Source organism: Brachybacterium sp. AOP43-C2-M15 (genome assembly GCF_052446295.1).
GTDB lineage: Bacteria > Actinomycetota > Actinomycetes > Actinomycetales > Dermabacteraceae > Brachybacterium.
The window spans coordinates 23,900-50,175 of the sequence record NZ_JBQSWB010000001.1; the positions used below are offsets into that span (position 1 = coordinate 23,900).

The window sequence follows — 26,276 nt, forward strand, 5'->3', positions numbered from 1 at the left end:
GGTCAGAGCTCCATCAGCAGGGCCGCGATGCGGTCCCAGGTCACGTGCGCCTGGGGCAGGCCCACTTTGTTGAGGTGGCCGTGGGTGACGCCGCGGCGCACCTCGTACTCGACCTCCACGCCCGCCTCGGCGAGCTGCGCGGCGTAGCGGCGGGCGCTCGTGCGCAGGTCGTCGTGCTCGTCGGCCTCGAGGTAGGTGCGGGGCAGGATCGTGAGGTCCTCCGGGGCGGCGAGGCCGGGGAAGTCGTGGACGGTGGCGTCCTCGAGCGGGCGGCCCAGGTAGTTCTCGCACATGATGCGCATCTTCTCGGGCGTGAAGCGCAGCATCTCCGGGAGCTCCTCGAGGGCCGGGGCCTCCTCGGAGGTCGGCGCCGGGTTCTGCGGGTGCAGGGCCGGATACAGCAGCACCGAGACGGCGGGGGTGCGGCGGGCCTCGGCCAGTCGCAGGGAGGCGGAAGCGGCGAGGTTGCCGCCGGCGCTCGCCCCGCCGAGCGCGAGGCGATCCGGATCGATGCCGAGCTCCTCGGCGTGCTCGCGGGCCCAGTCCACCGCGGCGACGACGTCGTCGCCGGGGATCGGTGCCCGCACGTCGAGGCCGGGGTCCGTGCCGGGCAGGCGACGGGCGGGGCTGCCGCCCGGCGGCTCGTCGCACAGTCGGTAGTCGACGGAGACCACGACGGCGTCTGCCCGACCGGCCACGCCACGGGCGGTGTGGTCCGCCTCGGGCATGTCGAGGTCGCCGTGCTGGAAGGAGCCGCCGTGGCAGAGGACGAGCACGGGCCGCGCTCGTTCCGACGGGGCGATCGGGGTGTAGACCCGCAGGGTCACCGGGCCGTGCGGGCCGGGCGCCTCACGGTTCTCGATGCGCAGGTCCCAGCGCTCGGGCGGTCCGTAGGGGGCGTTCCATGCCGCGTCGTCCTCAGGAGCGAGGGGTCCGCGGCGGGCGGCGTCGGCGAGAGTGCGCAGGCGGTCCTGCATGGCGGTGTCCAGCAACTCGGTGTCCTGCAAGTCAGCGGGGTCGGCGGTGGTCATCCGGGCTCCTATTGTGGGGGGACGTGCCCTCGGGCGGCGGCGCGGGCGGAGGCCGAGCGGTCAGCGGCTCGGGCGAGGTGGACGTCAGGCGAGGTGGAAGTACTGCGGGAGCACCTGCTTCTCGCCGCCGCCGGGGGCGAAGTACTCGGCCATCGCAGCCTCCCAGCGCGGACTGACGGCGGCGCGGGCGATCGCCTCCTGCGCGGCGTCGACGTCCTCGGACTCGAAGTAACCGACCACCAGGCCGTCCTCCGGACGCAGGAACAGGGAGTAGTTGCGCCAGCCGGCCGCACGGAGCGCCTCGCGCATCTCGTCCCAGACGTCCTGGTGGGCGGTGACGTACTCGGTGAGCTTCTCGGGCCGTACGTGGAGCAGGAAGCAGCAGCGGTGGGAGCTGCGGGCCGGGGTGGTGGCGAGCAGACGGTCGAGGTCGGGGGTGCTCATGCGGCGCTTCCGGATCGGGGCGGGTCGGGAGACGGGTCGGCGGCGTGCCGGCTCCTCGGGCGTCTCCGCCGGACACCCTGAATCCTCGAACGCGACTTCCCCTGTGTCAAGCGCTTACCAACGGTCCCGCCGACACCCTTGGCCCGGCGTCACGCCCCGTGGTACGGTGCTTTGAGTCGTTTCAAGCATCCGCCCGTTGCCGCGCCGACCGTCACCGTCAACCCAGGTCCCGGTCTGATCCCGAAGGAGCCCCATGCCCACCACCTCCGCCCTCCCCACGGACGTCGCCCGCGACCTCACCGAGTTCTCGATCGAGGTTCCCAGCTGGGGCTACGGGAACTCCGGCACGCGCTTCAAGGTGTTCGGCACCCCCGGCACCCCGCGCGACCCCTTCGAGAAGATCGCCGACGCCGCGCAGACCCACGCCTACACCGGCTCCGCACCGCGGGTCTCCCTGCACTACCCCTGGGACCGGGTGGAGGACTTCGGGAAGCTCGCGGAGTTCGCCGCCGAGCAGGGCGTCTCCCTCGGCATGATCAACTCCAACACCTTCCAGGACGACGAGTACAAGTTCGGCTCGCTCACCCACAGCGAGGCGGCCGTGCGGCGCCGCGCGATCGACCACCACCTCGAATGCCTCGAGGTCATGCGCGCCACCGGCTCGCACGAGCTGAAGATCTGGCTGGCCGACGGCACCAACTACGCGGGCCAGGACTCGATCCGTGCCCGGCAGGACCACCTGGCCGAGTCGCTGCAGGAGATCTACCAGGGCCTCCAGGAGGGCGAACGCATGGTCCTCGAGTACAAGTTCTTCGAGCCGGCGTTCTACCACACGGACGTGCCGGACTGGGGCACGAGCCTGCTGCACTGCCTGGCCCTCGGCGAGCAGGCGATGGTGGTGCTGGACACCGGCCACCACGCCCCGGGCACGAACATCGAGTTCATCGTCGCCCAGCTGCTGCGCCAGCAGCGGCTCGGCGCCTTCGACTTCAACTCCCGCAACTACGCCGACGACGACCTCATCGTCGGCGCCGCGGACCCGTTCCAGCTGTTCCGCATCCTGTTCGAGATCGTGCAGCAGGACGCCCATCGCCCCGCCTCGGGCGTGAACTTCATGCTCGACCAGTGCCACAATCTGGAGTCCAAGATCCAGGGCCAGATCCGCTCGGTGCTGAACGTGCAGGAGACCCTGGCCAAGGCGCTGCTGGTGGATCGCGAGGCGCTCGCCGAGGCGCAGCAGCGGCACGACGTGCTCGAGGCGAACGCGATCCTGATGGACGCGTTCTGGACCGACGTGCGCCCCGCGCTCGCGGCGCTGCGCGAGGAGCAGGGCCTGCCGGCCGATCCCTTCGCGGCATTCCGCGCGAGCGGCTACGAGGAGAAGGTCGCCGCCGAACGCGTCGGTGGGAACCAGATGGGATGGGGCGCCTGAGCATGAGCACTGCACGGGAGACGATCGACCAGCTGCTGACCCGCTCGAACGCGCTCGGCGCGGACCCCACCACCACCAACTACGCCGGCGGCAACACCTCCGCCAAGGGAGCCGACACCGACCCCGTCACCGGGCAGGACGTCGAGCTGCTGTGGGTCAAGGGCTCCGGCGGCGACCTCGGCACCCTGACCGAGAAGGGTCTGGCCGTGCTGCGCCTGGACCGGGTGCGCGCCCTGCAGGAGATCTATCCGGGCGAGGAGCGCGAGGACGAGATGGTCGCCGCCTTCGACCACTGCCTCTTCGGCACGGGCGGGGCGGCCCCGAGCATCGACACCGCGATGCACGCCCTCGTGGACGCTCCGCACGTGGACCATCTGCACCCCGATGCGGGGATCGCGATCGCCACGGCGGCCGACGGGGAGGCGCTGACGGCGGAGATCTTCGGGGAGGCCGTGGTCTGGGTGCCGTGGCGCCGGCCCGGCTTCCAGCTGGGCCTGGACATCGCGGCGATCACGCAGGAGAACCCCCGCGCGATCGGCTGCATCCTCGGCGGGCACGGGATCACGGCCTGGGGCGAGACCTCGCAGGAGGCGCAGGAGAACTCGCTGCGGATCATCGCCGAGGCGACCGCGTTCATCGAGCGCACGGGCGACGCCGAGCCCTTCGGTGCCCACGATGCACGCCGGGAGGCGCTGCCGGAGGCCGAGCGGCGTGCGAAGGCGTCGGCCCTGTTCCCGATCGTGCGCGGCCTCGCCTCGACCGATGCCCCGATGGTCGGGCACTGGACGGACACCGAGGTGGTCCACGAGTTCCTCGCCGGCCGGAAGCTCACGGAGCTCGCCGCGCTGGGCACCTCCTGCCCCGACCACTTCCTGCGCACCAAGGTCAAGCCCCTCGTGCTGGACCTGCCGGCGGACGCCTCGGTCGAGGACTCGGTGGCACGGCTGAAGGAGCTGCACGAGGCGTACCGCGCCGACTACACCGCCTACTACGAGCGCCATGCCGACGCGGACTCCCCCGCGATCCGGGGCGCCGATCCGGCGATCGTGCTGATCCCGGGCGTGGGCATGTTCTCCTTCGGCGCGGACAAGCAGACCGCCCGCGTGGCCGGAGAGTTCTACGTCAACGCCCTCCACGTGATGCGCGGCGCGGAGGCGATCTCCACCTACTCCCCCATCGACGAGTCCGAGAAGTTCCGCATCGAGTACTGGGCCCTCGAGGAGGCGAAGCTGCGGCGCAGGCCGAGGCCCAGGCCGCTCGCCACCCGGGTCGCGCTGGTGACCGGCGGCGGATCCGGGATCGGGAAGGCGACCGCGACGCGGCTCGCGGCCGAGGGGGCGTGCGTGGTCATCGCCGATCTGAACCTCGAGAACGCGCAGGCCACCGCTGAGGAACTGGGCGGTCCCGACCGGGCCGTGGCCCTGCGGGCCGACGTCTCCGACGAGCAGGCCGTGATCGACATGGTCGCCGAGGCGGTCCTCGCCTTCGGCGGGCTGGACCTGATCGTCAACAACGCCGGGCTCTCGCTCTCGAAGCCGCTGCTGGAGACCACCGCGAAGGACTGGGACCTGCAGCACGACGTCATGGCGCGGGGCTCGTTCCTGGTCTCTCGGGAGACCGCCCGGGTGATGATCGACCAGGCCATGGGCGGAGACATCCTCTACATCTCCTCGAAGAACTCCGTGTTCGCCGGGCCGAACAACATCGCCTACTCCGCGACCAAGGCGGACCAGGCCCATCAGGTGCGACTGCTGGCCGCGGAGCTCGGCGAGCACCAGATCCGGGTCAACGGCATCAACCCCGACGGCGTGGTGCGCGGCTCCGGCATCTTCGCCGGCGGCTGGGGCGCCTCGCGCGCGAAGGTCTACGGGGTCGAGGAGGAGGATCTCGGCAAGTTCTATGCCCAGCGCACGCTGCTGGGCCGCGAGGTGCTGCCGGAGAACGTCGCGAACGCCGTGTTCGCGCTGACCGCCGGGGACCTCTCGCACACCACCGGCCTGCACGTCCCGGTCGATGCCGGGGTCGCGGCCGCCTTCCTGCGATGAGCGGCGCGTCCGGCCCCGCTCGGCCCCTCGGCCCGTTCGCGGTCGCGGCGATCGACCTCGGCGCCACCTCGGGCCGGGTCATGCTGGGCGTGGTCGACCACGGCCGGATCGAGCTGGTTTCTGCGCACCGCTTCGAGAACCGCCTGGTGGAGCGCGGAGGCCACCTGTGCTGGGACCTCGAGGCGCTGTGGGCGGAGATCCGACAGGGACTCTCGAACGCCCACGACCTCGCCCTGGTGCGCGATCTCGAGGGGCTGGCCTCGATCGGGGCCGACTCGTGGGCGGTGGACTACGCGCTGGTCGTTCCCGACCAGGCGGGGCCCGACGGCACCCCCGTCCCGGGCCCGGGCGAGCTCATCGGCGAGGTGATCGCCTACCGCGACAGCCGCACCGACTCCGTCGCCGACGCGCTCGCCGAGCGCGTGCCCCGGGAGCGCCAGTTCGCGCTCACCGGGATCGCCCAGCAGCCCTTCAACACCCTCTACCAGCTCGCCGCCGAGGACCGCCTCGCGGCGCTGCCCGCGGGCAGCTCGCTGCTGATGGTGCCCGATCTCATCGGCCACCTGCTCACCGGCGAGCGCCGCACCGAGCGCACCAACGCCTCGACCACCGGCATGCTCGCCGCCGACGGGCGCGACTGGTGCGAGGAGCTGCTGGAGGCGGCGGGCGTCGGGCGAGAGCTGCTCGCGCCGCTGATCGCCCCGGGCGAGCAGCTGGGCACGGTGCGCCCCGCGCTCGCCGCCGAGCTCGGGATCGGCGAGGTGCCGGTGATCGCGGTCGGCTCGCACGACACCGCCTCGGCGGTCCTCGCCGTCCCGGCGCCGGGGACCGGGCCGATCGCCTACATCTCCTCGGGCACCTGGTCCCTCATCGGACTCGAGCTCACGGACCCCGTGCTCACCGAGCAGGCGCGGGAGGCCGGCTTCACCAACGAGGGCGGGGTGGACGGCACCGTCCGCCTGCTGAAGAACGTGGCCGGGATGTGGCTGGTCAGCGAGTCGATCCGGCAGTGGGAGGAGGACGGCGCGAGCGTGGATCTGGCCGACCTGCTCGAGGCCGCGGCGGCGGTGCCCGGGGACCGTTTCCGGATCGACCCCACGGATCCCGAGTTCCTCTCCCCCGGCCGGATGGCCGACCGGGTCGCTGCGGCCGCCCGGCCCCTCGACGGCGAGGACGAGCGCCCCCGCACCCCCGCCCAGCTGGTGCGCTGCATCCTCGAATCGCTCGCCGAGACCTACCGCGACGAACTGCACGCCGCCTGCCGGCTCGCCGGGGCACCGCTTCCGCAGCGCCTGCACGTGGTGGGCGGCGGCAGCCAGAACGCCCTGCTGAACCAGCTCACCGCCCGGGCGATCGGCATCCCGGTGATCGCGGGGCCGGTCGAGGCGACGGCACTGGGGAACATCGCGCTGCAGGCACGCGCGCTCGGAGCGATCTCCGACGCGCCCGGTGCGATCCGGGACCTGGTGCGTGCGAGCGCCGAGCCGGAGGTGTTCAGCCCGTCACCGGCCCGCGCCACAGCGGGCCCAGAGTGAGGCCACCCGGGCCGGAGTCCGAGGTCAGGACCGTTCTCGCTCCCGCCCCGCTCCCCGCACGTCGCGCGGTACCGGGGCGCACCCGGTCGACACGAGCACGCCTTTTCCCGGATCCCGCACCGGCTCAGGGGTTGTGGGGGCGTCACCGACGTTGCTAGCGTCGACCACACCTCGTGTTGAGTCGTTTCAACACACGGAGGCTCCGCGACGGCGCCTGCGGGCGTCGCCATCCCGCCACCGGTTCGAAGGAGAACAGCGTGCCACCACATCACCCCGAGACCACCTCCCCGAGCCCCTGGCTGGTGGCGCTGATCTGCGGGATGGCCTCCTACATCGACGCAGCGGCCATCGTCAGCTCCGGCACCGCACTGGTCCTCTACCAGCACTCCATCGGCCTCACCGAGAGCCAGATCGGCATCCTCTCGGCCACGCTCACCCTGAGCATCGCCGTGGGCGCGCTGACCGGAGGGCAGCTCGGGGACCGCTTCGGCAGGCGCGCGGTCTTCCTGGTCACCATGGCGATGATCGTCGCGGGGTCGGTGCTGCTGATCCTCGCTCCCGGCGTGGGCCTGCTCATGGCAGGGATGGTGCTCGTGGGCCTCGGCTCCGGGGCCGATCTGCCGGTCTCCCTCGCCACCATCTCCGAGGCCGCCTCGGATCACCATCGCGGGAAGCTCGTCGGCTTCTCCCAGATCCTCTGGTTCGGCGGCATCATCGGGGCGAACGTCTTCGGGATCGTCGCCGGCGGGATGGGCCAGCTGGGAGGCCAGATCATGTTCGCCCACGTGGGGATCGTCGCGCTGATCGTGATGCTCGCCCGGCTCAGCATCCCGGAGTCGAGCACCTGGTCCCTCGCGAACCGCGAGCGCAGCTCCGGGTCGGCCACGATCCGGGCGCGGAGCACCGGCATCCGGGACATCCTCGGGAACCGGATGCTGCTGGTCCCGTTCCTGGCTCTCGTCGGCTTCTACACGCTGACCAACATCGGCGCGAACACGGGCGGCCAGTTCGGCACCTACATCGGCGTGAACGTCGTCGGGCTCTCCGTCCAGGCGCAGTCCCTGCTGGGCATCGTGATGCTCGGCGTCGGGATGCTGGGGGCGTTCGTGTTCATGCGCGTCGTGGACACCCCGCTGCGCATGACCTTCTACGCGATCGGTGCGGTGCTGCTCGCCGGTTCCTACCTGATCCCCGTCGCCCTCGGCTTCAGCACGATCCCCTGGATCGCGCTGAGCTTCTTCAACGCCATCGGCGGCGCCTTCGCCTTCGAGGCGATCATGAAGGTGTGGTCCCAGGAGTCGTTCCCGACCCTGCTGCGCTCGACCGTCCAGGGCTACGTGATCGCCGTGGCCCGCGTGATCGCGGCCGGTGTCGCCCTGATGACCCCGGCCCTCATGAACACCCCGACCCTGGCCTACTCGTTGCTCGCCGCCGTGGTGGCGCTCGGCCTGGCCTGCGGCTGGGCCGGATTCCGGCATCCGCGGTTCGACGCCTTCGCCGAGGAGACCGAGACCGACCCGGAGGTGCGCCCCGCCGGGGCCTCGCTCTCCTCGCCGGGATCCTCCTCGACGCTCTCCCCGACCACCAGCCCGTACGCTCCCTCCGAAAGGTGACCTCCGATGACCCACCACTCCCCCGCCGCCCCCGACAGCACCGCCCTCCTCGACTCCCTCACGGAGGCACGCGCCCTCACCGCCGAGCCCCATGACGGACGCGCCCCCGTGCTCTCCACACGCGCCGCGCTCGAGCAGCCGGCCTCCGCCGTCGCCCGCGCCGAGCTGCTGGCCACCGCGCACGGCGTCTACGAGGCGAGCATCAACGGCCTCCCCGCCACCGACTCCGTGCTGAACCCGGGCTGGACCGTCTACGAGTCCCGTCTCCAGGTGCAGCGCTTCGACGTCACCGAGCAGGCCCGCACGAGCGGCCCGGAGCTCGAGCTGTCCGTGCTCCTGGGCCGGGGCTGGTGGAACGGCGACTTCGGCTTCGAATCCGCCGACGCCAACTACGGCGAGGAGAACGTCCTGCTCGCCGCCCTGGAGATCACCTACGAGGACGGCACCGTCCAGCGCATCGTCACCGACGAGTCCTGGAGCGCCACCGACTCCCCGATCACCTCCGCGACCATCTACGACGGCCAGCACGAGGACCGTCGGCTCGCCGCCGGGGCGCCCCGCCCCGTGCGCACCGCCGAGATCGATCGCGCCACGCTGATCGAGCAGACCTCTACGCTCATCACCCGCCACGAGTCACGGCGCCCCGAGAGGATCTGGACCTCCCCCTCCGGGAAGACCCTGCTCGACTTCGGGCAGAACCTCGTGGGCTGGCTGCGCTTCACGGTCACGGGCCCCGAGGGCACCGTGATCACCCTGCGCCACGCCGAGGTGCTCGAGCACGAGGAGCTGGGCACCCGGCCGCTGCGGGCCGCGAAGGCCACCGACTCGATCACCCTCGCCGGAGATCCCGCGGGCGAGGCCTTCGAGCCCACCCTCACCTTCCACGGCTTCCGCTACGCGGAGATCACCGGCTGGCCCGGCGAGCTCACCGCCGAGGACGTCGAGGCCGTGGTGGTGCACTCCGACATCCCGCGCACCGGCTTCTTCGAGTGCTCCCACGAGGGTGTGAACCAGCTGATCAGCAACTCGATCTGGTCCCAGCGCGGGAACTTCCTCGCCGTGCCCACCGACTGCCCGCAGCGCGACGAGCGACTGGGCTGGACCGGGGACATCGCCGCCTTCGCGGCGACGGCCGCCTTCCAGTTCGACGTGAACGACTTCCTGCACAACTGGCTGCTCGACGTGCACGCCGAGGCCGCACTGCCCCCGCTGAGCTTCGTGCCCTTCGTGGTGCCCGACATCCTCAAGCTGCGCTCGGCCGGCTCGGACCCCTTCTTCGGCGACGAGCCGCAGGAGATCCCCACCGCTCTCTGGGGGGACGCCGCCGTCTGGGTCGCCGAAGCGCTGTGGAACGCCTACGGCGACCTCGAGCGGCTGCGGGCGCAGTACCCGGGCATGGTCCTGCACCTCGAGTCCGTCGAGCGGGCCCTGTCCCCCAGCGGGCTGTGGGACACGGGCTTCCAGTTCGCCGACTGGCTCGATCCGGACGCCTCGCCCCACAGCCCGGCGGACGCGAAGGCGGACAAGGGCGTGGTCGCGACCGCCTGCCTGATCCGCTCCGCCCGCTTCGCCGCCGAGACCGCGCGACTGCTCGACCAGGAGGCCGACGCCGCCCGGTGGCAGGAGCTCGCCGACCGCACGCTGGCAGCGTTCACCGACGCCTACGTGCAGGCCGACGGACGCATCCTCTCGGACTGCGCGACCGTCTACGCGCTCGCGCTCGCCTTCGACCTGCTCGATCCGGCCACGCGCCCGCTCGCGGCCGAACGCCTCGCCGAGGTGGTGCGCGAGGCGGGATACAAGGTCTCCACCGGCTTCGCGGGCACCCCGTTCGTGACCTGGGCGCTCTCGGAGACGGGCCATGTCGAGGACGCCTACCGGCTGCTGCTCGAGGAGGAGTGCCCCTCCTGGCTGTACCCGGTGTCGATGGGGGCGACCACGATCTGGGAGCGCTGGGACTCGATGCTGCCGGACGGCTCGATCAACCCCGGGGAGATGACCAGCTTCAACCACTACGCCCTCGGCGCCGTCGCGGACTGGGTCTACCAGGTGGTGCTCGGGATCCGTCCCGCCGAGCCCGGGTACCGCCGGATCCTGATCCAGCCCACGCCGGGGCCCGGCATCGACTGGGCGAAGGGGGCCTACGACTCGGCCGCGGGCCGGATCGAGGTGAAGTGGGACTCGGCGGCCGACGGGAGCTTCGCCCTGGAGGCCCTGGTCCCCGAGGGCGTCGAGGCGGACATCGTGCTGCCCGATGGTGCTCGGCACGCCGTCACCGGCGGACGGCACCGGTTCTAAGACGGCGCGATTCCGCACCGACCTCGGATCAGTCGACGAGCTCCCATTCCGGATCCGTGAAGTGGCCTGCATCGATCAGCGAGCCTTCCGCGTTCACGAGAAGCCTCGGACAGGGATTGCTCCTGCTGCCGTTGGCATGGGCGACTGTCGCGCTGAGACCTCTCGCGCGGTAGAGCAACGGCACCAGGGGGGCGGGAACCCATCCGAGTCGGACGCCATCGTCTGTCGTGATGAGAAGAGCAGAGGGGTCGACGAGATCGTCCACCTCGGGAACGATCCGGAGGGGATCACCCTGAGCGATCCCGTCGATCATCTGCTGCTCCTCCGGAGAACGATGTCGCATGCCGTGAGCGAGGAACCGCAACCTCTCCGTGCCATCCCCCTGCGGAACCGGCAGCTGGATGAGCTCGATGAAGTCTCCGTGGCGTCGGCCGCCGTTGCGCGCGAGGAGCTCGAAGGCCGTGGCGGTCTCGTCGAGCCCGAGCGAGGCCGGGATCCGAGACCGATCAGGCCGTCGGGTGGACAGGACCCGCTGCGCGAACAGAGGGAACAGATTCCGTGACCGGATCGGGGCGTCCGTGGCCGTCAGGCCAGGGAGAGGCGAGATCCCCGGCGTGGAGGCGACCTCCGAGAAGTATCGGAACTCCCAGCCGTCCCGTATTTCCGTGAGCACGCCGAGTTTCTCGTACTGCCGCAACTCCGGGTGCTGGCGCGTGACGAGGAAGGACCGGGAGCCATCGAAGGCGAGCTCGGGTGTGTTCGTGTCCTGCAGGGCGATCGTCGTCATGAGCCCACCAGCCTCCTTCTGTTCTCCTCGAGCATGCGACGGACGAACCCACGTCGGAGGTCCGACAGTCCTGGCGCCGTACCCACGATCCGCTGCTCGTCGGCGATCCGTACCGCGTTGAGACGTTCGATCCAGGGCCCTCCCCACAGATCCAGCGCCTCATGCGCGATATCGATCAGAGGAACATTCTTCCCCTGATCGAACTTTGTGCCATGAGGATACGCGCGGAGGGAACACGAAGCAGTTCCGCGAGTCCGTGTGCGATGAATTCCGACTGTGCATCGAACCATGTGAAGGTGCAAGTAGGTGCTCCGCCCGGGGCGAGAACAGGTGTTCGACGCGAGGGTTTGAACAGCCATCTGACCTGCTTCGGGCACCCGTTGCCCGGTGGCCGATTCACCCAGACCTTCTCCTGGTCACCGAGCCACTCGTCGTCAACAACGGGCCAGCCGGAGACGTCGATGGTCGGGGCTTCTGTGGGACCGTCCCCGTGAGCCACGTCGACGTCGGATCCGCCGCTCATCCTGTCGTCGACTCCCGCTCCACCAGCTTCGGCGTGAAGCTCACGTGCCGTGGGGCGGCGTCGGGGGTCGCGATCTCCTCCTCGAGCAGGGCCAGCGCCGTGCGCCCCATGAGGTCGGCGGGCTGGGAGACGGAGGTCAGCGGCACCACCGTCGAGCGCGCGAAGGCGATGTCGTCATAACCCACCAGGGCGATCTCCTCGGGCACCGCGACCTGGTGGCGGAAGGCGAAGGCCTGCAGCACCCCCACGGCCAGCAGGTCGTTGACGCAGAACACGGCATCGGGCCGGTCGGCGCGGGGCCGGGCCACGATCCCCTCGCCCGCGCTGCGCCCGGCCAGGACGGTGAGATCCTCGGCCTCGATCACCTCGAGCTCGAGGCCCGCCTGCTCGGCGGCGTGACGCGCCCCGCGCAGGCGGTCGGCGACCTGGCGCAGGTCCTGCCGGGCGGCGACGACCCCGAGGTGCCGACGGCCGAGACCGGCCAGGTGCTGCACGGCGATCTCCCCGCCGGCGATGTCGTCCACGCTCACCGAGGAGCCGCCGCGCGCCTCCCGATCGCTCTCCACCAGCACCACCGGCGTGCCGCGCCTCCGGATCGCCGCGACCAGCTCGGCGCTGCCGCCGGTGGAGGCGAGCAGGATCCCGCGCACCCGCTGCTCCTCGAACAGGGAGAGGTAGAGCCGTTCGCGCTGCTCCCGGTTGCCGGTGCTGCCGGCGATGACCATCAGCTGCGAGGCCTCCGCCGCGGCCTCGATCCCGCCCACCAGCTGGGTGTAGAAGGGGTTGCCGGAGTCGAGCACGATCGCGCCGACGGTGCGGGATCGGCCCAGCTTCAGCTGTCGAGCGGCGTCGTTGCGCACGTAGCCGAGCTCGGTGATCGCGGCCTCGACCCTCTCGCGGCGGTCCGGGGAGACGATCTCGGGGCGGTTCAGGACGTTGGAGACGGTGCCGACGGAGACGCCGGCCTGCCGGGCGACGTCCTTCATACCGACCGTGCGGGTCGCGGCCATCCCCACGCTCCTCGCCTCGTCCGTGACGGCCCGGGCGGGCGCCGCGGGCCATGGCCTCGACTTTATCGCGAGCGGCCGGGACCCTCGGGCACCGCCGCACGTGGCCCTGCCGGGCGAGCCCGCCACGGTGCCGCGGCGGGACGTCGCGGCGAGGTGCTGCGGCGAGGTGCCGGCAGCGGTGCGACACGGTGACGGCGCAGCGGCGAGCGCCTAAGCTCGTCCCAGAGGGTCCTCCGGCGCCGCAGGACATCCCGGGAGCCTCCCTGAGCCGACGACGACCCCAGGAGGTCACCGTGACCACGGATCCCCGACCCGACGCCAGGTCCGACGGCGCAGCGCCGCCCGACCCCGCTCTCCGTCCGCGCCCGGGCTCCGGGGTCGTCGCGCGCCTTCTCACCGTCGCGATCGCCCTGGTCGTCACCCCGATCGCCACCGGCCTCCTCGCCTACGGCGGCTTCGGGTGGCGGATGTTCTTCATGAACTACGGACACATGAGCGTCTCCCCCACGGAGCTGCTGACGAGCCCCGTGGGGATGCGGGTGCTGCTGGGCGTCGGCCTCGGCGTGCTGCTGCTCATGGGCGTCGTCGCGACCGGGATCGCGAGCTCTGCGGGGCTCGTCGCCGTGGGCGCCCTGAGCCTGGTCAGTCTCACCGTCACCGCCGTTCCCGGGCTCCTGAACCAGGTGTACGCGAACGTCCCGGACATGCTCCCGAACGAGGTCCTCGACGGGCTCGTCCTCGGCCTCCCGTCCCTGCTGCATCCGCTCCTGGGCGGTCTGGGGGTGGCCCTGGCGCTCGCCCGACGGCGACCGGACGCCCACGTGGCCCTCTCGATCACCGGAGCGGCCCTCGTCCCCGTCCTGCTGCTGCTGGGAGCGGGACTGCACCTGTACGGCCTCGCGGAGGGCGCCTTCGTCGCGGCGGTGACGTTCGACTCGCGCTTCAACCCTCTGACCGCGGTGCTCGTCCTCGCCGGCGCGCTGCTGGTGCTCCTGGGCGCGGCGGCGACCCGCTGGTCGCCGTACTCGCTGGTGGTCCCCGCGCTCGCGATGCTCGCGGTGACGCTCATGGTCATCGTCCCGGGGGCGCTGTCCGCCGTGCCCCTGCTGTGGACCAACCGGACGGGAAGCGCGGTGATCTCGTTCGCGATCACGGGCGGTGCGCTCGCCGCGGCGATGATCATGCTGACGCACACGGGTGTCCTCGCGCTCGTGCGCGGTCGGGCGCGACGCCGGGCGCGTGCTCTGCCGCCGTCGGTGCCCGCCTCAGCACCGGCACCGGCACCGGCACCGGCACCGGCACCGGCGTCAGCCTCCACGCCGACGTCAGCGTCCACCTCAGCCCCCACCTCAGCACCTCCGCCCGCGCAGGGGCCGGGCGCGACCTGACCCCGGCGGCCGAGGGCCGGGATCCGCGTCGGCCGCCGACCGGATGCCGGAAAGCGGTTGACGCTCCCCGCTCCGGAGGCCCAGACTGGCGGTCCGCAGCCGCTCCGGGCCGGAATTCTCACGTGGGCATCGATGCCCGCACCGGCCCGTGGCACCCCCGCTCCCTCGACACGCAGGAGACGACCATGCTCACCCGACGACACCTGCTCGGCCTCCTGGCAGCCGGCGGCGCCACCTCGGCCCTCGCCTCCTGCGGCCCCAACGCCGGATCCTCCGAACCCGACACGCTGCGCGTGTACTGGTGGGGCGCCGACCTCCGCGCCGGCCTCACCCAGGAGGTCCTGGACATGTACACGGAGGATCATCCGGACCTCACCATCGAGCCCGAGTACAGCGACTGGTCGGCCTACTGGGACAAGCTCGCCACGCAGACCGCCGGCGGCGCCGCCCCCGACGTGATCCAGATGGACGAGGCCTACATCGACTCCTACGGAAGCAAGGGGTCCCTGCTGGACCTCGAGAGCATCCCGGACATCCTGGACCTCTCGGAGATGGACGAGGCGATCCTCGAGACCGGGCGGCTGGCCGACGGCACCCTGGTGGGCGCCCCGAACGGCTTCAACCTCTACGCGACCGGCATGAACCCCGCCGTGCTCGAGCGAGCCGGTGTCGAGATCCCCGACGACGCCACCTGGACCTGGGACGACTTCCTCGAGATCTGCCAGCAGGTCTCCGACTGGGCGGAGTCCGCAGGCGAGAGCGTCTTCGGCACCAGCTCCTTCGGACTCGGCGCCGGGGACCTCGCCGCCTGGGCGCGTCAGAGCGGCGACGAGCAGCTCTTCCCGCGGGAGGACGAGCAGCCGGTCAGCAAGGACACGATCGTCTCCCTGCTCGAGTTCACCCGGAAGCTCACCGACACCGGCGCCGCGCCGGATGCGGCCGCGCAGATCGAGAACTCCTCGGCGAGCCTCGAGCAGGGCATGTTCGCGACGGCCGGCTGTGCCTTCCAGCAAGTGCCGAGCTCCCAGATCCTCACCTTCCAGGACTCCACCGGGGATCCGCTGCAGCTGCTGCGCATGCCCGGGCGCACCAGCGGTGAGGCGAAGATGGTCAACAAGGCCTCGATGTACTGGTCGATCGGTGCCCAGACCGCGGACCCCGACGCCGCCGGGGCGCTGAGCGACTTCCTGCTCACCGACGAAGGCGCCGCCGAGGTCCTGAAGATCGAGCGCGGCATCCCCGCCTTCCCGGCGATCCAGGAGGCCGTGCGCCCTCTGCTGACCGAGAACGAACTGGTCTCCCTCGACTTCGCCCAGGCGATGCAGGACGAGGTCGTCAAGCCGCCCGTGGTGACCCCCGCGAGCGCCGTCGGCTTCGGCGACGAGTTCACGCGGCTCGCGCAGGACGCGCTGTTCGACAGGAGCACGGCGTCCGAGGTCGCCGACGAGATGCTCCAGATCCTCGCCGACATGCAGCCCGAGACCTGAGGGCCCGGACCGCCGCGGGGGACCTGCGGGCCCTCAGAGGAGCCGCAGCTGCGGCACGACGGCGAGGCCGGTGGCGACGCCGTCGAGCATCCGCTCGAGCTGCTGCTGCTGGAATCTCTCGCCGTAGGCGGCGTGCGCGGCGGCGACCGTCGCCGCGGCCTCGTGATCCGCGGCGGCGGCGGGAGCCGTGGTGCCGTGCACGAGGATCCGCAGTCGGTTCCCTCCCGGCCGCAGCGCGGCGGTGAGGTCGAGGCAGTACGGCGGGCGCCAGATCACCCCGCATCGGCGGCCGTCGACCTCGACCACCGCGATCTCGCGCACGGGCGGGGCGAGGTGCGCACGGTAGCCCTGGACGCCGGGCACCGGCGGCAGCGGCGTGCCCTCGCCCAGATCCAGCACGATCCGGCCGCGCAGCTGCTCGGCGGTGAGGTGCACGGTGGTCTCGAACACCATCGGGCTCGGATCCGGATCGGGCGCCGGATCGCGCAGATGCGGCAGCGAGACCGGTTGCGCTGCGCGGTCGCCGCGCGCGAGGGTCCAGCCGTCGACGGCGACCTGGTCCGGGGTGGCGACCGGGTCAGGAGCCGTGACCGAGGCGCTCCTGCTCGCCGCGGGCACGGCCCGCTCGCACCGGGTACCGGCCTCGACCTCTGCCCCGTCCTCGTTCCCGTCCTCGCCCCCGCCGGAGCCGTCACCGGAGCCGTCGTCGGCGACCAGCAGCATCGCCTGGTACGGCGCCAGCCGCAGCGACCCGCCGTCGGCCGCGAGAGCGGTGCGCGTCCCGTCGGCGGGATCCCACAGCGCCAGGTGGGTGCGGGGCTCGCGCAGGTGCACGGTGAGCTCGCGGGTGGTCGGCCCGGTGTTGGCGAGCAGGTACAGATCGCCGTCCTCGAGACGGCGTCGCACCACCCCGAGGTCGCCGCCGCCCCCGTCGACCCGCACCGGCGGCTCGAGCGCGGCGCGCAGCGCGGTCTCGAGCGGGTCCGCAGCGCCGTCGGCGGTCGCCCGCGGCGCCTGCTGCTCGTCGGCCCCCCGCCCCGCCTGCTGGGCAGCGGCGGCCAGCAGGGAATGGTCCACGAGCGTCGCATCGTCGAGAGGGTCCGCCGGCGCCGTGGCGGCGACCCCCGCGGGGTAGGTCGGGGAGTCCACCGCCAGGACGGTCCCGCCGGCCTCCCGCACCCGGTCCAGCCATTCCTTCGCGGCCCGAGGGAGGCGGTGCACCCGCGGCAGCACCACCAGCGGATACGCGGCGGGGTCGAGGGTGCTCAGCGCGTCGTCGTCGACCAGGTCGAGGTCGTAGCCGGCTCGGCGGATCCGGGCCGGGATCTCCTCTCCCACATGGGCCCGGCAGGCGCGCCACAGGTCGTGACCGCCGGAGTGGGCGGCTCGCACGTCCGCATAGGGCAGGTAGAGGGCCACGTCGGCCCCCGGCCTGCCCTCGCTCATCACGCCGGCGAGGCGCGTGAGGTACGCGGTGAGCTCGGGCATGGCCGGCCACCAGGCGTTGCGGTCGTCCAGGGCGCCGGCGGCGTAGAAGGTCCAGCCCAGCCCCGGGGCGTCGGGGGCGCTGTAGGGCCAGCCGTGGCCCACGAAGCGGGTGATGCCGAGCAGCAGGTGCTCATGGGCCTCGCCGAGGAGATCGAGCGGGGTGGCGCGGAAGGACGGGGAGTGCACCCAGGTCCAGATCTCGCTGGACACGGAGGGGCGGTCCTCGAGATGCGCGGCCGACGAGGCCCACCTCGACTGGGTCAGCGAGGTCCATCCGGCGCCCTCCCCCTCGATCAGGTGGGCTCCGCGCTGGGCGCTCAGGGTGATCGGGGGCTCGCCGTAGCCCTGCAGACGGAAGCGGACCCCGTGATCCTCGGCCCACTCCCGGCAGACCGCGACGAAGTTCTCCTCGACCATTTCGGACAGCGTGAGGCCGACGTCCTCCCGGAATGCCGCGGCGCCCGGGCCGTCCACCTCGAGCAGGTGCAGCAGCGGCAGCGGGTCGTAGCCGCGGCGGGCCCGGAAGTGCTCGGGCAGGCCTGCGGTCCATCCCGCGTCGTACACCTCGAGGCTGTCGCTGAACACGGAGCCGAGCAGCTCGGCCGGGACGGCCCGGAGGATCCGCTCCCCCACCACCTCGAGATGGTGGCGCGTGGCGGCGGCGCTGAGATGGTCCAGCACCGGCCCCTCGGCGCCGGCGGCGGAGCGCTTGACCTGCTGGCCGGTGGTGGTCGACCAGGCGATCAGCACGGTGCGCGGCCCGCGGCCCGCGGGGATCTCGAGCCGGACCGGGGGAGCGGACGGGCCGCGGTCGGGCGACGGGCCGACGCCGTGGTCGCGCTCGAGGTCGCGCTCGAGGTCCAGCGGGCGCCAGGCCGACGGCGGGAGGCCGTCGCCGAGGCAGGCGACGACCACCTCGTCCCCGGGCCAGGAGGGCACCAGGTCGACGCTCAACGCGGCCGGTCCGAGATCGCGGCGCTCCCAGCGCAGGCGACGGGAGGCGTGCTCGGGCCCGATGTGCGCGCCGCCGTAGCTCCAGCCGCTGCCGAGGGTGACGTCCAGGCGCAGGCCCAGCTCCCGGGCGGTCTCGGCGGCGTGACGGAGGCGGCCCATGGCCCGGTCTGAGAGGTACTGCGGGGAGCTCGGCCGCAGGGGATAGACGAAGGAGACCTCGGCCCCTCCCAGGCCGGCGTCCGCCATCGCTCGCAGCTCACGGTCGATCTCGGCCTCGTCGACGTCGGGCCCGAACCACCACCAGCGCATCATGGGGCGCGCTGTGGGATCGGGCCGGTCGAGGCGGTCCAGGACCTGGGCGACGGTGGCAGCGGGCATGGGGCTCCTTCGTGGTGTGTCCGAGCTCAGCCTCGGGACGGGGTCCAGGTGTGCACGGCGTCCTCCCGCGCCCAGGGGACGCCGAGCTCGCTGAACGGCCGACCGGTCTCGAGAGCCTCCTCCAGGATGCTCTCGATGTCGGCGACCACGGGATGGGCGGCGTCCTCCTCGCCCACCCAGGTGACTGATCCGGGGTCGATGGGCCGAGGGTCCGGGGCGGCCTGGATCGCCTCGAGCACGGCGCTGAACGCCCCGGTGTCCGCGAGCGGGCTGATCAGAGAGATCGACCGGTCGCGCACATGGGCGAGCAGGTTCTCGACCAGGTCCGTGCGGCCGTACTCGTGACGGGTCACGGCGCCGTCGACCGTGCGCACCTCGGCGACGTCCTCGGTGTAGAACAGGCGGGCCGAGCCCTGCGTCCCGACCACGTCCACGCGTGGGGCGGACTGGTCGGGAGCGGTGGTGGTCAGGGCCGCGAGCACGACGGGACGAGCGCTGCCGGCTCCCGCCTCGCCCGCGGCGCCCGGCGCCGCGGCGGGCTCGATCCGCAGGAAGCTCGTGTCGTCGGCCTCGATGTCGTGAGCGCGTCGCAGCTCCGTGACCACCGAGGAGATGTCCTCGGCGGTCCGGATCCCGGCGAGCGCGAGCGCCGCGTGGACGGAGTGGGCGAGCGGGTTGGTGGCGACCCCGTCGGCCACTCGTCGGCCCTCGAGCCGCCGCCGGCCCGCCCAGCGGGAGCGGCGGTAGTAGGCCCGATCGCGCTGCCACGCCCCGTAGGCGCGGACCGCACGGATCTCCCCGAGCTCGCCGCCGGCCATGGCGTCCCGCAGCGCGTCGATGCCGGCGCCGCCGCGGGCCTGGAACCCCACCTGCACGCTGCGCCCGGCGGCATCGGCCGCGTCCTGCAGCAGCGGCAGCTCCTCCAGGGCGGGCACCGGGGGCTTCTCGAGATACACGTCGCACCCCGCGCCGAGCGCCTCGAGCGCGAGCGGCACATGGGTGTCGATCGGGGTGGCGATGATGACCACCTCGGGGCGGTCATCAGCTCCGAGCGCACCGAACAGCTCGGCGAGGTCGCGGTGGTGGATCCCCGCGACCTCCGCCGGGGGCTCGGCGACGTCGACCACGCCGACCAGACGGGCCAGGCCCTCCGCGCTGAGCCGGTCGAGAGTGCGCAGGTGCACGGCCCCGAAGCCGCGGGTGCCGACGAGCGCGACGCGCACGGGGTCGCTCATCGCAGGGCCTGCGCGGTCCCCGCGGGCGCTGAGCTCCCTGCGAGCCCCGCGCTCCCTGCGAGCCGCGACGTGGCGTCCGTCGCGCGCCGGAGGTCCAGGCCCAGGAACTCGGTGACGTCGACCGGGAGGCCGCTGCTCAGGGACTCGTTGCCGCAGATGCCGACCGAGATCGCGCGCAGTCCGTCGCGGTGGTCGGAGGGCCTGCCGAGCTCGTCCTGCGCCGGGCCGACGAACACGTCGCGCAGCAGCAGCGCGTCACCGCCGCCGTGACCGCCCGTGCCCTCGGGGATCTCGACCTCCCGGGCGGGAGCGAAGTGGGTCTGCACCACCAGGCGCTCGCCCCGCTCGCGCGCGCCGGCGTCGGCGGTGGTGACCGCGACGGCGCTCGGGTCCACGTGGGCGGAGGAGCCGGACCCGTCACCGCCCTGCGCGATCACCTCGGCGCGCTCGACCACCTCGAGCTCCGCGCGGCCGGCGGTGCCGTTGACCGCGACCCGGTAGCCCTCCCAGGGGCTGTGGGCGTTCAGGGCGTAGGTCAGCACGGCGCCGCGGGAGTAGTCCACGAGGGCGGTGAGGTTGTCCTCCGCGGTGATCCCGGCATCGAACACGGAGCGGTCGCGCTGGTAGCCGTCGTGCTCCTCGGCCTTCAGGTAGAGGGCCTCGAGACGCTCGTCCGAGCGCAGGTCCAGCTCGAAGGGATCGTGCGGCCCGTCGTGCGTGCCGCGCCCCGGCAGCGGGGCCCGCCCGCGCTGGGCGGCGGCGTCGGCCCCGTAGAAGCGCAGTCCGCCCCGGGCGTACACGCGGGCGGGAGTGTCCGCGATCCACCAGTTCACCAGGTCGAAGTGATGGGCGGCCTTGTGGATGAACAGGCCGCCGCTGTTGGTCTTGTCGCGGTGCCAGCGACGGAAGTAGTCCGCGCCGTGCTGGGTGTCCAGCACCCACTCGAAGGTCACCGAGACCACCTCGCCGATCTCCCCGGAGGCGATGACCTGCTTCAGCGCGGTGTTGCGCGGGCTGTAGCGGTAGTTGAAGGTCACCACCACGGAGCGTCCGGTGCGGTCGATCGCCTCCTGGATGGCGCGGGCCGACGGGGCGTCGATGGTCAGCGGCTTCTCGACCACCACGTCGGCCCCCGCCTCGAGGGAGCGGACCACGTGCTCGGCATGGAGCCGGTCCACGCTGGTGACGATGACGCGATCCACCTGCTGTTCGCGGATCACCTCCTCGAGCTGCTCGGGACCGGCGAGGAGCACGTCCGCGAAGGCGGGCACCCGGTCGCGGTGGAACTCGCTCCGAGCGGGGTTCACGTCCAGCAGCGCCACCAGCTCGGCGACATCGGCATGCGGTCCGGCGATCGCGTCGAGGTACATCTGGGCTCGGTGCCCGGCACCGATCAGGGCGTAGCGGGTGGTCATGTCTCTCCTGGCAGTGAGTGGCGGCGGATGGCGGCGGGATAGCAGCCGAGGGCGGCCGCGGGGTCGGGGGAGGCGGTCGGGACGGTCGGTCGGTCGCCGAGGGGTGATCGGGTCTACTTGATACCGGTGGTGGCGAAGCCCTTGACCAGGAAGCGCTGACCGAACAGGAACACCAGGAACAGCGGCACCAGCGACAGCACCGACATGGCGAACATCGCGCCCCAGTTCGAGGCCCCCTGGGTGTCCAGGAACTGGCGCAGCGCCAGCGGGACGGTGAAGTTCTCCGGGGTGGTCAGGTAGATCAGGGAGCCGAAGAAGTCGTTCCACGTCCACATGAAGGTGAAGATGGTGGTGGTGGCCAGGGCCGGCAGCATCAGCGGCAGGATCACCTGGAAGAAGATCCGGAAGTGACCGGCCCCGTCGATGCGGGCGGCCTCGTCCAGCTCCTTGGGGATGCCGCGGATGAACTGCACCATCAGGAACACGAAGAAGGCGTCGGTGGCCAGGAACTTCGGCAGGATCAGCGGCAGCATCGTGTTCACCCAGCCGGTCTGGCTGAACATGATGTACTGCGGCACGATCACCACGTGGATCGGCAGCATCAGCGTCATCAGCATCAGCGCGAAGGCGATGTTGCGGCCCCAGAACTTCAGCCGCGCGAAGGCGTAGGCGGTCAGCGAGCAGGCCACCAGGTTCCCGATCACGCAGCCCAGCACCAGCAGGGTGGAGTTCATCAGGTAGTGCGAGAACGGGTGCGCCAGGGCGTTCCAGCCCGAGACGAAGTTCTCGGTGTTGAAGCTCAGCGGCCACAGGCCGGGATTGCGGAAGATCTCCTCATTGGGTCGCAGCGAGGAGACCACCATCCACAGCAGCGGATAGATCATCGCCAGGCTCGCCGCCGCCATCAGCACGTGCTTGACGGTGCGCCGCACCAGGCGGCGGGGCCGGGCCTTGGGGGTGATGGTCGTGGTGCCGGCGGCGGGATCGCTCGCGCCCGTCTCGGGCCGGTGGTGGAGATCAGTCATCGTAGAACACCCAGAACTTGGAGACGAAGAAGTTGATGGCGGTGAAGATGGCGACGATGATCAGCAGCAGCCACGCCATCGCGGAGGCATAGCCCATGTCGAACTGGGTGAAGCCCTTCTGGTACAGGTACAGCGTGAAGAACATCGTCGAGTCCGAGGGACCGCCGGTCCCGCCCGAGACCACGAAGGCCTGGGTGAAGGTCTGGAACGAGTTGATCACCTGCAGGACCACGTTGAAGAAGATGATCGGGGTCAGCAGCGGGATGGTGATCTTGAAGAACTGCGAGACCTTCGAGGCCCCGTCGACCGAGGCCGCCTCGTAGTACATCTCGGGGATCTGCCGCAGACCGGCCAGGAAGATGATCATCGGCGAGCCGAAGGTCCACACGTTCAGCAGGATGATCGTGCTCAGCGCCGTGTCCGGGTTCGAGACCCAGCCCGGCATGCCCGTGAAGCCCAGCACCTCCAGCAGCTGGTTGACCAGACCGTTGGCGCCGAACATCTGGCGCCACAGGATCGAGATCGCGACCGATCCGCCCAGCAGCGACGGCAGGTAGAACACGGAGCGGTAGAAGGACAGGCCCTTCATCCCCTGGTTCAGCACGACCGCCAGGGCCAGCGCGGCGATGAGCTGCAGCGGCGTGCCGACGAACACGTAGATGAACGTGACCACGAGCGAGTTGTGCAGGCGGGTGTCGCCGATCATCTCCCGGATGTTCGCCAGCCCCACGAACTCCGGCGGGGCCAGCAGGCTGTAGTCGGTGAACGCCAGGACGAACGAGGCGATCATCGGCAGCAGCGTGATGCCCAGGAATCCCAGCAGCCACGGCGTCATGAACAGCAGCGCCGGTTTGTTGTCCGGATGCTCCGCCTTCGCCCCGCCCTTCTTCCTCTTCGACACCATCTGTGTCAGTTCTCCGACCGCACTCATACGGTCACTCCCTTCTGCGCTGGAGGCCGTTCCGGGGCCGGCCGGGGCAGCCGCCCCGGCCGGCCCGCGAGTCACCCGGAGCGGTCGATCCGCTGCCCGAGTGGCCAGGCCCTGCGGCCCCGCCCCGCTCTCACGGGACGGGTGCCAGGTTGATCAGGACAGGGCTGCTTCCAGCTCGTCGACGAGTCGCTGGGCACCCTCTTCCGCGGTGATGTTGCCGAAGAGGACGTCCTCGCTCGCCCGCTGGAGGATGGACTCGAACTCGCCGCCTCCCTGCGGGGTGATCTCGGGGGCCTCGCCGAGCTCGTCCTCGATGGCCTCGAGGTAGTCGACCGCCAGCAGGTTGGACTCGTCGAGGTCCGGCGTGATCGCCTCGCGCACTGCGAGGTTCCCGGGCACGCCCCGCTCGACCGAGATGATCTTGCCGGCCTCCGGGGAGTTGACCAGGAAGTCGACGACCTTCAGCGCCGCCTCGGGATCCGCGGTGGTCGCGGAGATGGACCAGTACATCGACGCCTTGTACCAGAGCTGCGCATCGGCGGCGGAGCCGGACATCGACGGCGGCCGGAGCAGCACGGCGCCCCCTCCGATCATCGAGTCGAAGGCGACGGCCTGGTTGGACCACGCCGGGATCATCGCCTGCTTGCCGGTGGCGAAGAGCGTCTGGTCCTGGGACTGGTTGCCGTCCTCGACGGAGACGCTGGCACCGGGGCTCGCCTCCGAGTCCTGGAGGCGCAGCGCGTACTCGAGCAGCGAGGTGGCCGCGTCGACGTCGAAGCCGGCGCCGCCGTCCTTGTACTGGTCCTGCCCCATCTGTCGCACCCAGACCTGGAACAGGGCCTGGACCCCGCCGAACTGGCTGCTGCCCCAGGTGCCGTCCTCGGTGTTCTCGGTGATCTCGGTGGCGATGTCGATGAACTCGTCCCAGGTCCAGGTGGAGTCGTCCGGGAGGTCGACGCCGGCCTCCTCGAACACCGCGGGGTTCGCCAGCATGGTCACCGCGTTCAGGCCCGCGTTGATGGCGAGCAGCCCGTGGTCCGGCAGCTCGCCGACCTCGACGGCGCCCTCGGCGAACTCGGAGGTGTCCAGGCCCGCTTCGGCGAGGTCGAGCAGCTGCCCGCGACCGCCGTACTCGGCGATGTACTTCTCGTCCATCTGGATGATGTCGGGGGTGTCGCCGCCGGCGGTCTGGGTGGCCAGCTTGTCCCAGTACCCTCCCCATTCCCCGGGCTCGAGGGAGATCGAGATGGAGTCGTCGACCTCCTCGAAGGCCTCGACGACCTCCTGGGTGTCGGCGTCACGGGTGGGATTGCCCCACCAGGCCAGGCGGAGCGAGGCGGAACCGTTCTCGCCGTCGTCCCCGCCGCCGGTGCCGCCGGCGGCGTTGGGGCCGCAGGCCGCGAGGCCGGCGAGGGCGGGGAGGGCGAGGCCGGCGGACAGTGCCATGCGTCGGTTCAGCATGAGATCTCCTTTGATCGTCGTGGTGCAGGTGAGGGGCGGAGCGTCGGAGCGGCCGTCGCGGACGATCCGGCAGGAGGCCGACGGTGCGGGCAGGGGTGACCCGACGGACCGTCGATGGAAGGTTTCAACTCGGTGGTGCGGACCTCGCTGCCCGCCGTCCGGGTGGACGGCTCGACCGTGAGGTGATTCACTACAGGAAAGCGCTTCACGAGAGTGCTGTCAAGCCCGCTCCATCACGCCCGGGTCACGATGCTCCGAGGCCGCGCGACGCGGTGCCCCTCGAGAGCACCGCCCGCGGGAGCACCCGAGGGGTCGACCCGTCGGCATGGGACACTGTTGCCCCGTCTGAGACGACTCAATCTCCGGCATCGATGCCGCGAGGAAAGGATCGATGATGATCACCCGTCGCAGCACCTTCGCCCTGCTCGCCGCCGCCGGCGGCCTGCCCGCCCTGGCCGCCTGCGGCCCCAACGCCACCCGCGGATCCGGCGACGGGGACGGGGACGCCGGCCCGGTACGGATCTACTGGTGGGGAGGCGACCTGCGGGCGGAGATGACCCACGAGGCCCTCGACCTCTTCGCCGCCGCGCACGAGGACGTCGCGGTCGCCCCGGAGTACAGCGAGTGGACGGGCTACTGGGACAAGCTCGCCACGCAGTTCGCCGGCGGGGACGCGCCCGACGTGCTCCAGATGGACGAGTCCTACATCGACTCCTACGGCACCCGCTCCTCCCTGCTGGACCTCGAGACGCTCTCCGACGTGCTCGACCTCAGCGGGATGGAGGATGCCGTGCTCGACACCGGGCGGCTCGCCGACGGCACCCTCGTCGGCGCCCCGCTCGGCATCGGGATCTTCTCCGTCGGCGTGAACCCCACGCTCCTCGAGCAGGCCGACGTCCCGATGCCCGACGACACCACCTGGACCTGGGACGACTTCGCCGAGATCTCCGCCCAGGTGAGCGACTGGGCCGCGAGTGCGGACGAGGACGTGGTGGGCTTCGACTTCTTCGGCACCAGCGCCGCGGAGCTCGGCGCGTGGGCGCGGCAGAGCGGCGAGCAGCTCTTCCCCCGTGAGGACGAGACCCTCATCAGCCACGACACGATCGTGGCGTATCTCGAGCACGCCCTGTCCCTGGTGGAGTCCGGCGCGGCCCTGGGCCCCTCCGAACAGCTCGAGGACTTCGCCGCCGGGGTCGAGCAGGGCCGCTTCGGCAACAACCGCGCGGCCTTCCACCTGCAGTTCCACACCCAGGTGCAGACCTTCCAGCAGTCCTCCGGCTCCCCGCTGCGGCTGCTGCGCCTCCCCGCCCGCACCAGCGGGGACCACCAGATGGCGAACAAGGCCTCGATGTACTGGTCGATCGCCGCCGGGACCACGAACCCCGAGGGCGCGGGGACCCTGGTCGACTTCCTGCTGCGCGACGAGGACGCCGCGCGGGTCCTCCGGATCGAGCGGGGGGTGACCGCCTTCCCCGAGCTGCAGACGGAGATGGAGTCGGTGCTGGACGAGGGCGAAATGGTCGCCCTGGACTTCGCGCGGGACATGCAGGCCGAGGTGTCCAGCCCGCCGCTGGTCACCCCCGCCTCAGGCGTCGGCTTCGGGGACGAGTTCTCCCGGCTGGGCGAGGAGTCGCTGTTCGGCAGCCGACCTCCCGCCGAGGTCGCCGAGGAGATCCTCACCATCCTCACGGACATGCAGCCCGAGACCTGACCGGCCCCGTCCGCCCGGCGCCCGAGTCGCTGCGCACCACCGCACCACCGCACCACTGCCCCCCGCACTCCCGCACTCCCGCACT

General features: G+C 71.7%; 18 protein-coding genes. 8 read left to right on the forward strand and 10 right to left on the reverse strand.

What is annotated here, in order from left to right:
- Positions 1 to 2: 2 nt before the first annotated feature.
- Positions 3 to 1,031, reverse strand: coding sequence for an alpha/beta hydrolase (locus ACT3SP_RS00085; protein ID WP_444585187.1), 1,029 nt, complete (start codon positions 1,029 to 1,031; stop codon positions 3 to 5).
- Between the two features lie 84 nt (positions 1,032 to 1,115).
- On the reverse strand, positions 1,116 to 1,475 hold the full coding sequence (locus ACT3SP_RS00090) for an L-rhamnose mutarotase (RefSeq protein WP_444585188.1): 360 nt from the start codon (positions 1,473 to 1,475) through the stop codon (positions 1,116 to 1,118).
- A 253-nt stretch (positions 1,476 to 1,728) separates the two neighbouring features.
- Between ACT3SP_RS00090 and rhaI the strand changes: the two genes are divergently transcribed.
- The 5 genes from rhaI to ACT3SP_RS00115 all read left to right on the forward strand — a co-directional run bounded on the left by rhaI (position 1,729) and on the right by ACT3SP_RS00115 (position 10,398).
- Complete coding sequence (rhaI, locus tag ACT3SP_RS00095) at positions 1,729 to 2,907, forward strand: L-rhamnose isomerase (protein ID WP_444585189.1); 1,179 nt, start codon at positions 1,729 to 1,731, stop codon at positions 2,905 to 2,907.
- A gap of 2 nt (positions 2,908 to 2,909) precedes the next feature.
- Positions 2,910 to 4,952: a bifunctional aldolase/short-chain dehydrogenase gene (locus ACT3SP_RS00100; protein ID WP_444585190.1), complete on the forward strand. Its 2,043-nt coding sequence runs from the start codon at positions 2,910 to 2,912 to the stop codon at positions 4,950 to 4,952.
- The gene (locus ACT3SP_RS00105) at positions 4,949 to 6,487 is read left to right on the forward strand and encodes a rhamnulokinase (protein ID WP_444585191.1); all 1,539 of its coding nucleotides are present in this window, start codon (positions 4,949 to 4,951) and stop codon (positions 6,485 to 6,487) included. Before ACT3SP_RS00100 ends, ACT3SP_RS00105 begins: the two co-directional genes overlap by 4 nt.
- A 257-nt stretch (positions 6,488 to 6,744) precedes the next feature.
- Positions 6,745 to 8,100: an MFS transporter gene (locus ACT3SP_RS00110; protein WP_444585192.1), complete on the forward strand. Its 1,356-nt coding sequence runs from the start codon at positions 6,745 to 6,747 to the stop codon at positions 8,098 to 8,100.
- A 6-nt stretch (positions 8,101 to 8,106) separates the two neighbouring features.
- A complete protein-coding gene (locus ACT3SP_RS00115) occupies positions 8,107 to 10,398 on the forward strand; it encodes a family 78 glycoside hydrolase catalytic domain (protein WP_444585193.1) in 2,292 nt (763 codons plus the stop codon).
- 28 nt (positions 10,399 to 10,426) lie between these two features.
- On the opposite strand, the gene ACT3SP_RS00120 is transcribed toward ACT3SP_RS00115, so the two are convergent.
- Positions 10,427 to 11,185, reverse strand: a complete 759-nt coding sequence (locus ACT3SP_RS00120) for a hypothetical protein (protein ID WP_444585194.1) — start codon at positions 11,183 to 11,185, stop codon at positions 10,427 to 10,429.
- Positions 11,186 to 11,704: 519 nt separating this feature from the next.
- On the reverse strand, positions 11,705 to 12,718 hold the full coding sequence (locus ACT3SP_RS00125) for a LacI family DNA-binding transcriptional regulator (RefSeq protein WP_444585195.1): 1,014 nt from the start codon (positions 12,716 to 12,718) through the stop codon (positions 11,705 to 11,707).
- Between the two features lie 293 nt (positions 12,719 to 13,011).
- Between ACT3SP_RS00125 and ACT3SP_RS00130 the strand changes: the two genes are divergently transcribed.
- The gene (locus ACT3SP_RS00130) at positions 13,012 to 14,106 is read left to right on the forward strand and encodes a hypothetical protein (RefSeq protein ID WP_444585196.1); all 1,095 of its coding nucleotides are present in this window, start codon (positions 13,012 to 13,014) and stop codon (positions 14,104 to 14,106) included.
- Positions 14,107 to 14,291: 185 nt separating this feature from the next.
- Positions 14,292 to 15,593 (forward strand): ABC transporter substrate-binding protein, encoded by a 1,302-nt coding sequence (locus ACT3SP_RS00135; RefSeq protein ID WP_444585197.1) that lies wholly within the window; start codon positions 14,292 to 14,294, stop codon positions 15,591 to 15,593.
- Between the two features lie 33 nt (positions 15,594 to 15,626).
- Here ACT3SP_RS00135 and ACT3SP_RS00140 read toward each other — a convergent pair whose 3' ends face one another.
- The 6 genes from ACT3SP_RS00140 to ACT3SP_RS00165 form a co-directional block, all read right to left on the reverse strand.
- Positions 15,627 to 18,413: a glycosyl hydrolase gene (locus ACT3SP_RS00140; protein WP_444585198.1), complete on the reverse strand. Its 2,787-nt coding sequence runs from the start codon at positions 18,411 to 18,413 to the stop codon at positions 15,627 to 15,629.
- 26 nt (positions 18,414 to 18,439) lie between these two features.
- Entirely contained in the window at positions 18,440 to 19,648 is a 1,209-nt protein-coding gene (locus ACT3SP_RS00145) for a Gfo/Idh/MocA family protein (RefSeq protein WP_444585199.1), read from the reverse strand.
- Positions 19,645 to 21,063, reverse strand: coding sequence for a Gfo/Idh/MocA family protein (locus ACT3SP_RS00150; RefSeq protein WP_444585200.1), 1,419 nt, complete (start codon positions 21,061 to 21,063; stop codon positions 19,645 to 19,647). Before ACT3SP_RS00150 ends, ACT3SP_RS00145 begins: the two co-directional genes overlap by 4 nt.
- 113 nt (positions 21,064 to 21,176) lie before the next feature.
- Positions 21,177 to 22,088 carry a carbohydrate ABC transporter permease gene (locus tag ACT3SP_RS00155; RefSeq protein ID WP_444585201.1) on the reverse strand — a complete coding sequence of 304 codons (912 nt, stop codon included), beginning with the start codon at positions 22,086 to 22,088 and terminating at the stop codon, positions 21,177 to 21,179.
- Positions 22,081 to 23,019: a carbohydrate ABC transporter permease gene (locus tag ACT3SP_RS00160; RefSeq protein WP_444585202.1), complete on the reverse strand. Its 939-nt coding sequence runs from the start codon at positions 23,017 to 23,019 to the stop codon at positions 22,081 to 22,083. Before ACT3SP_RS00160 ends, ACT3SP_RS00155 begins: the two co-directional genes overlap by 8 nt.
- 153 nt (positions 23,020 to 23,172) lie before the next feature.
- Complete coding sequence (locus ACT3SP_RS00165) at positions 23,173 to 24,480, reverse strand: ABC transporter substrate-binding protein (protein WP_444585203.1); 1,308 nt, start codon at positions 24,478 to 24,480, stop codon at positions 23,173 to 23,175.
- A 391-nt stretch (positions 24,481 to 24,871) separates the two neighbouring features.
- Here ACT3SP_RS00165 and ACT3SP_RS00170 point away from each other — a divergent pair, with 391 nt between their 5' ends.
- Positions 24,872 to 26,191 carry an ABC transporter substrate-binding protein gene (locus tag ACT3SP_RS00170; protein ID WP_444585204.1) on the forward strand — a complete coding sequence of 440 codons (1,320 nt, stop codon included), beginning with the start codon at positions 24,872 to 24,874 and terminating at the stop codon, positions 26,189 to 26,191.
- The last annotated feature ends 85 nt before the right edge of the window (positions 26,192 to 26,276 follow it).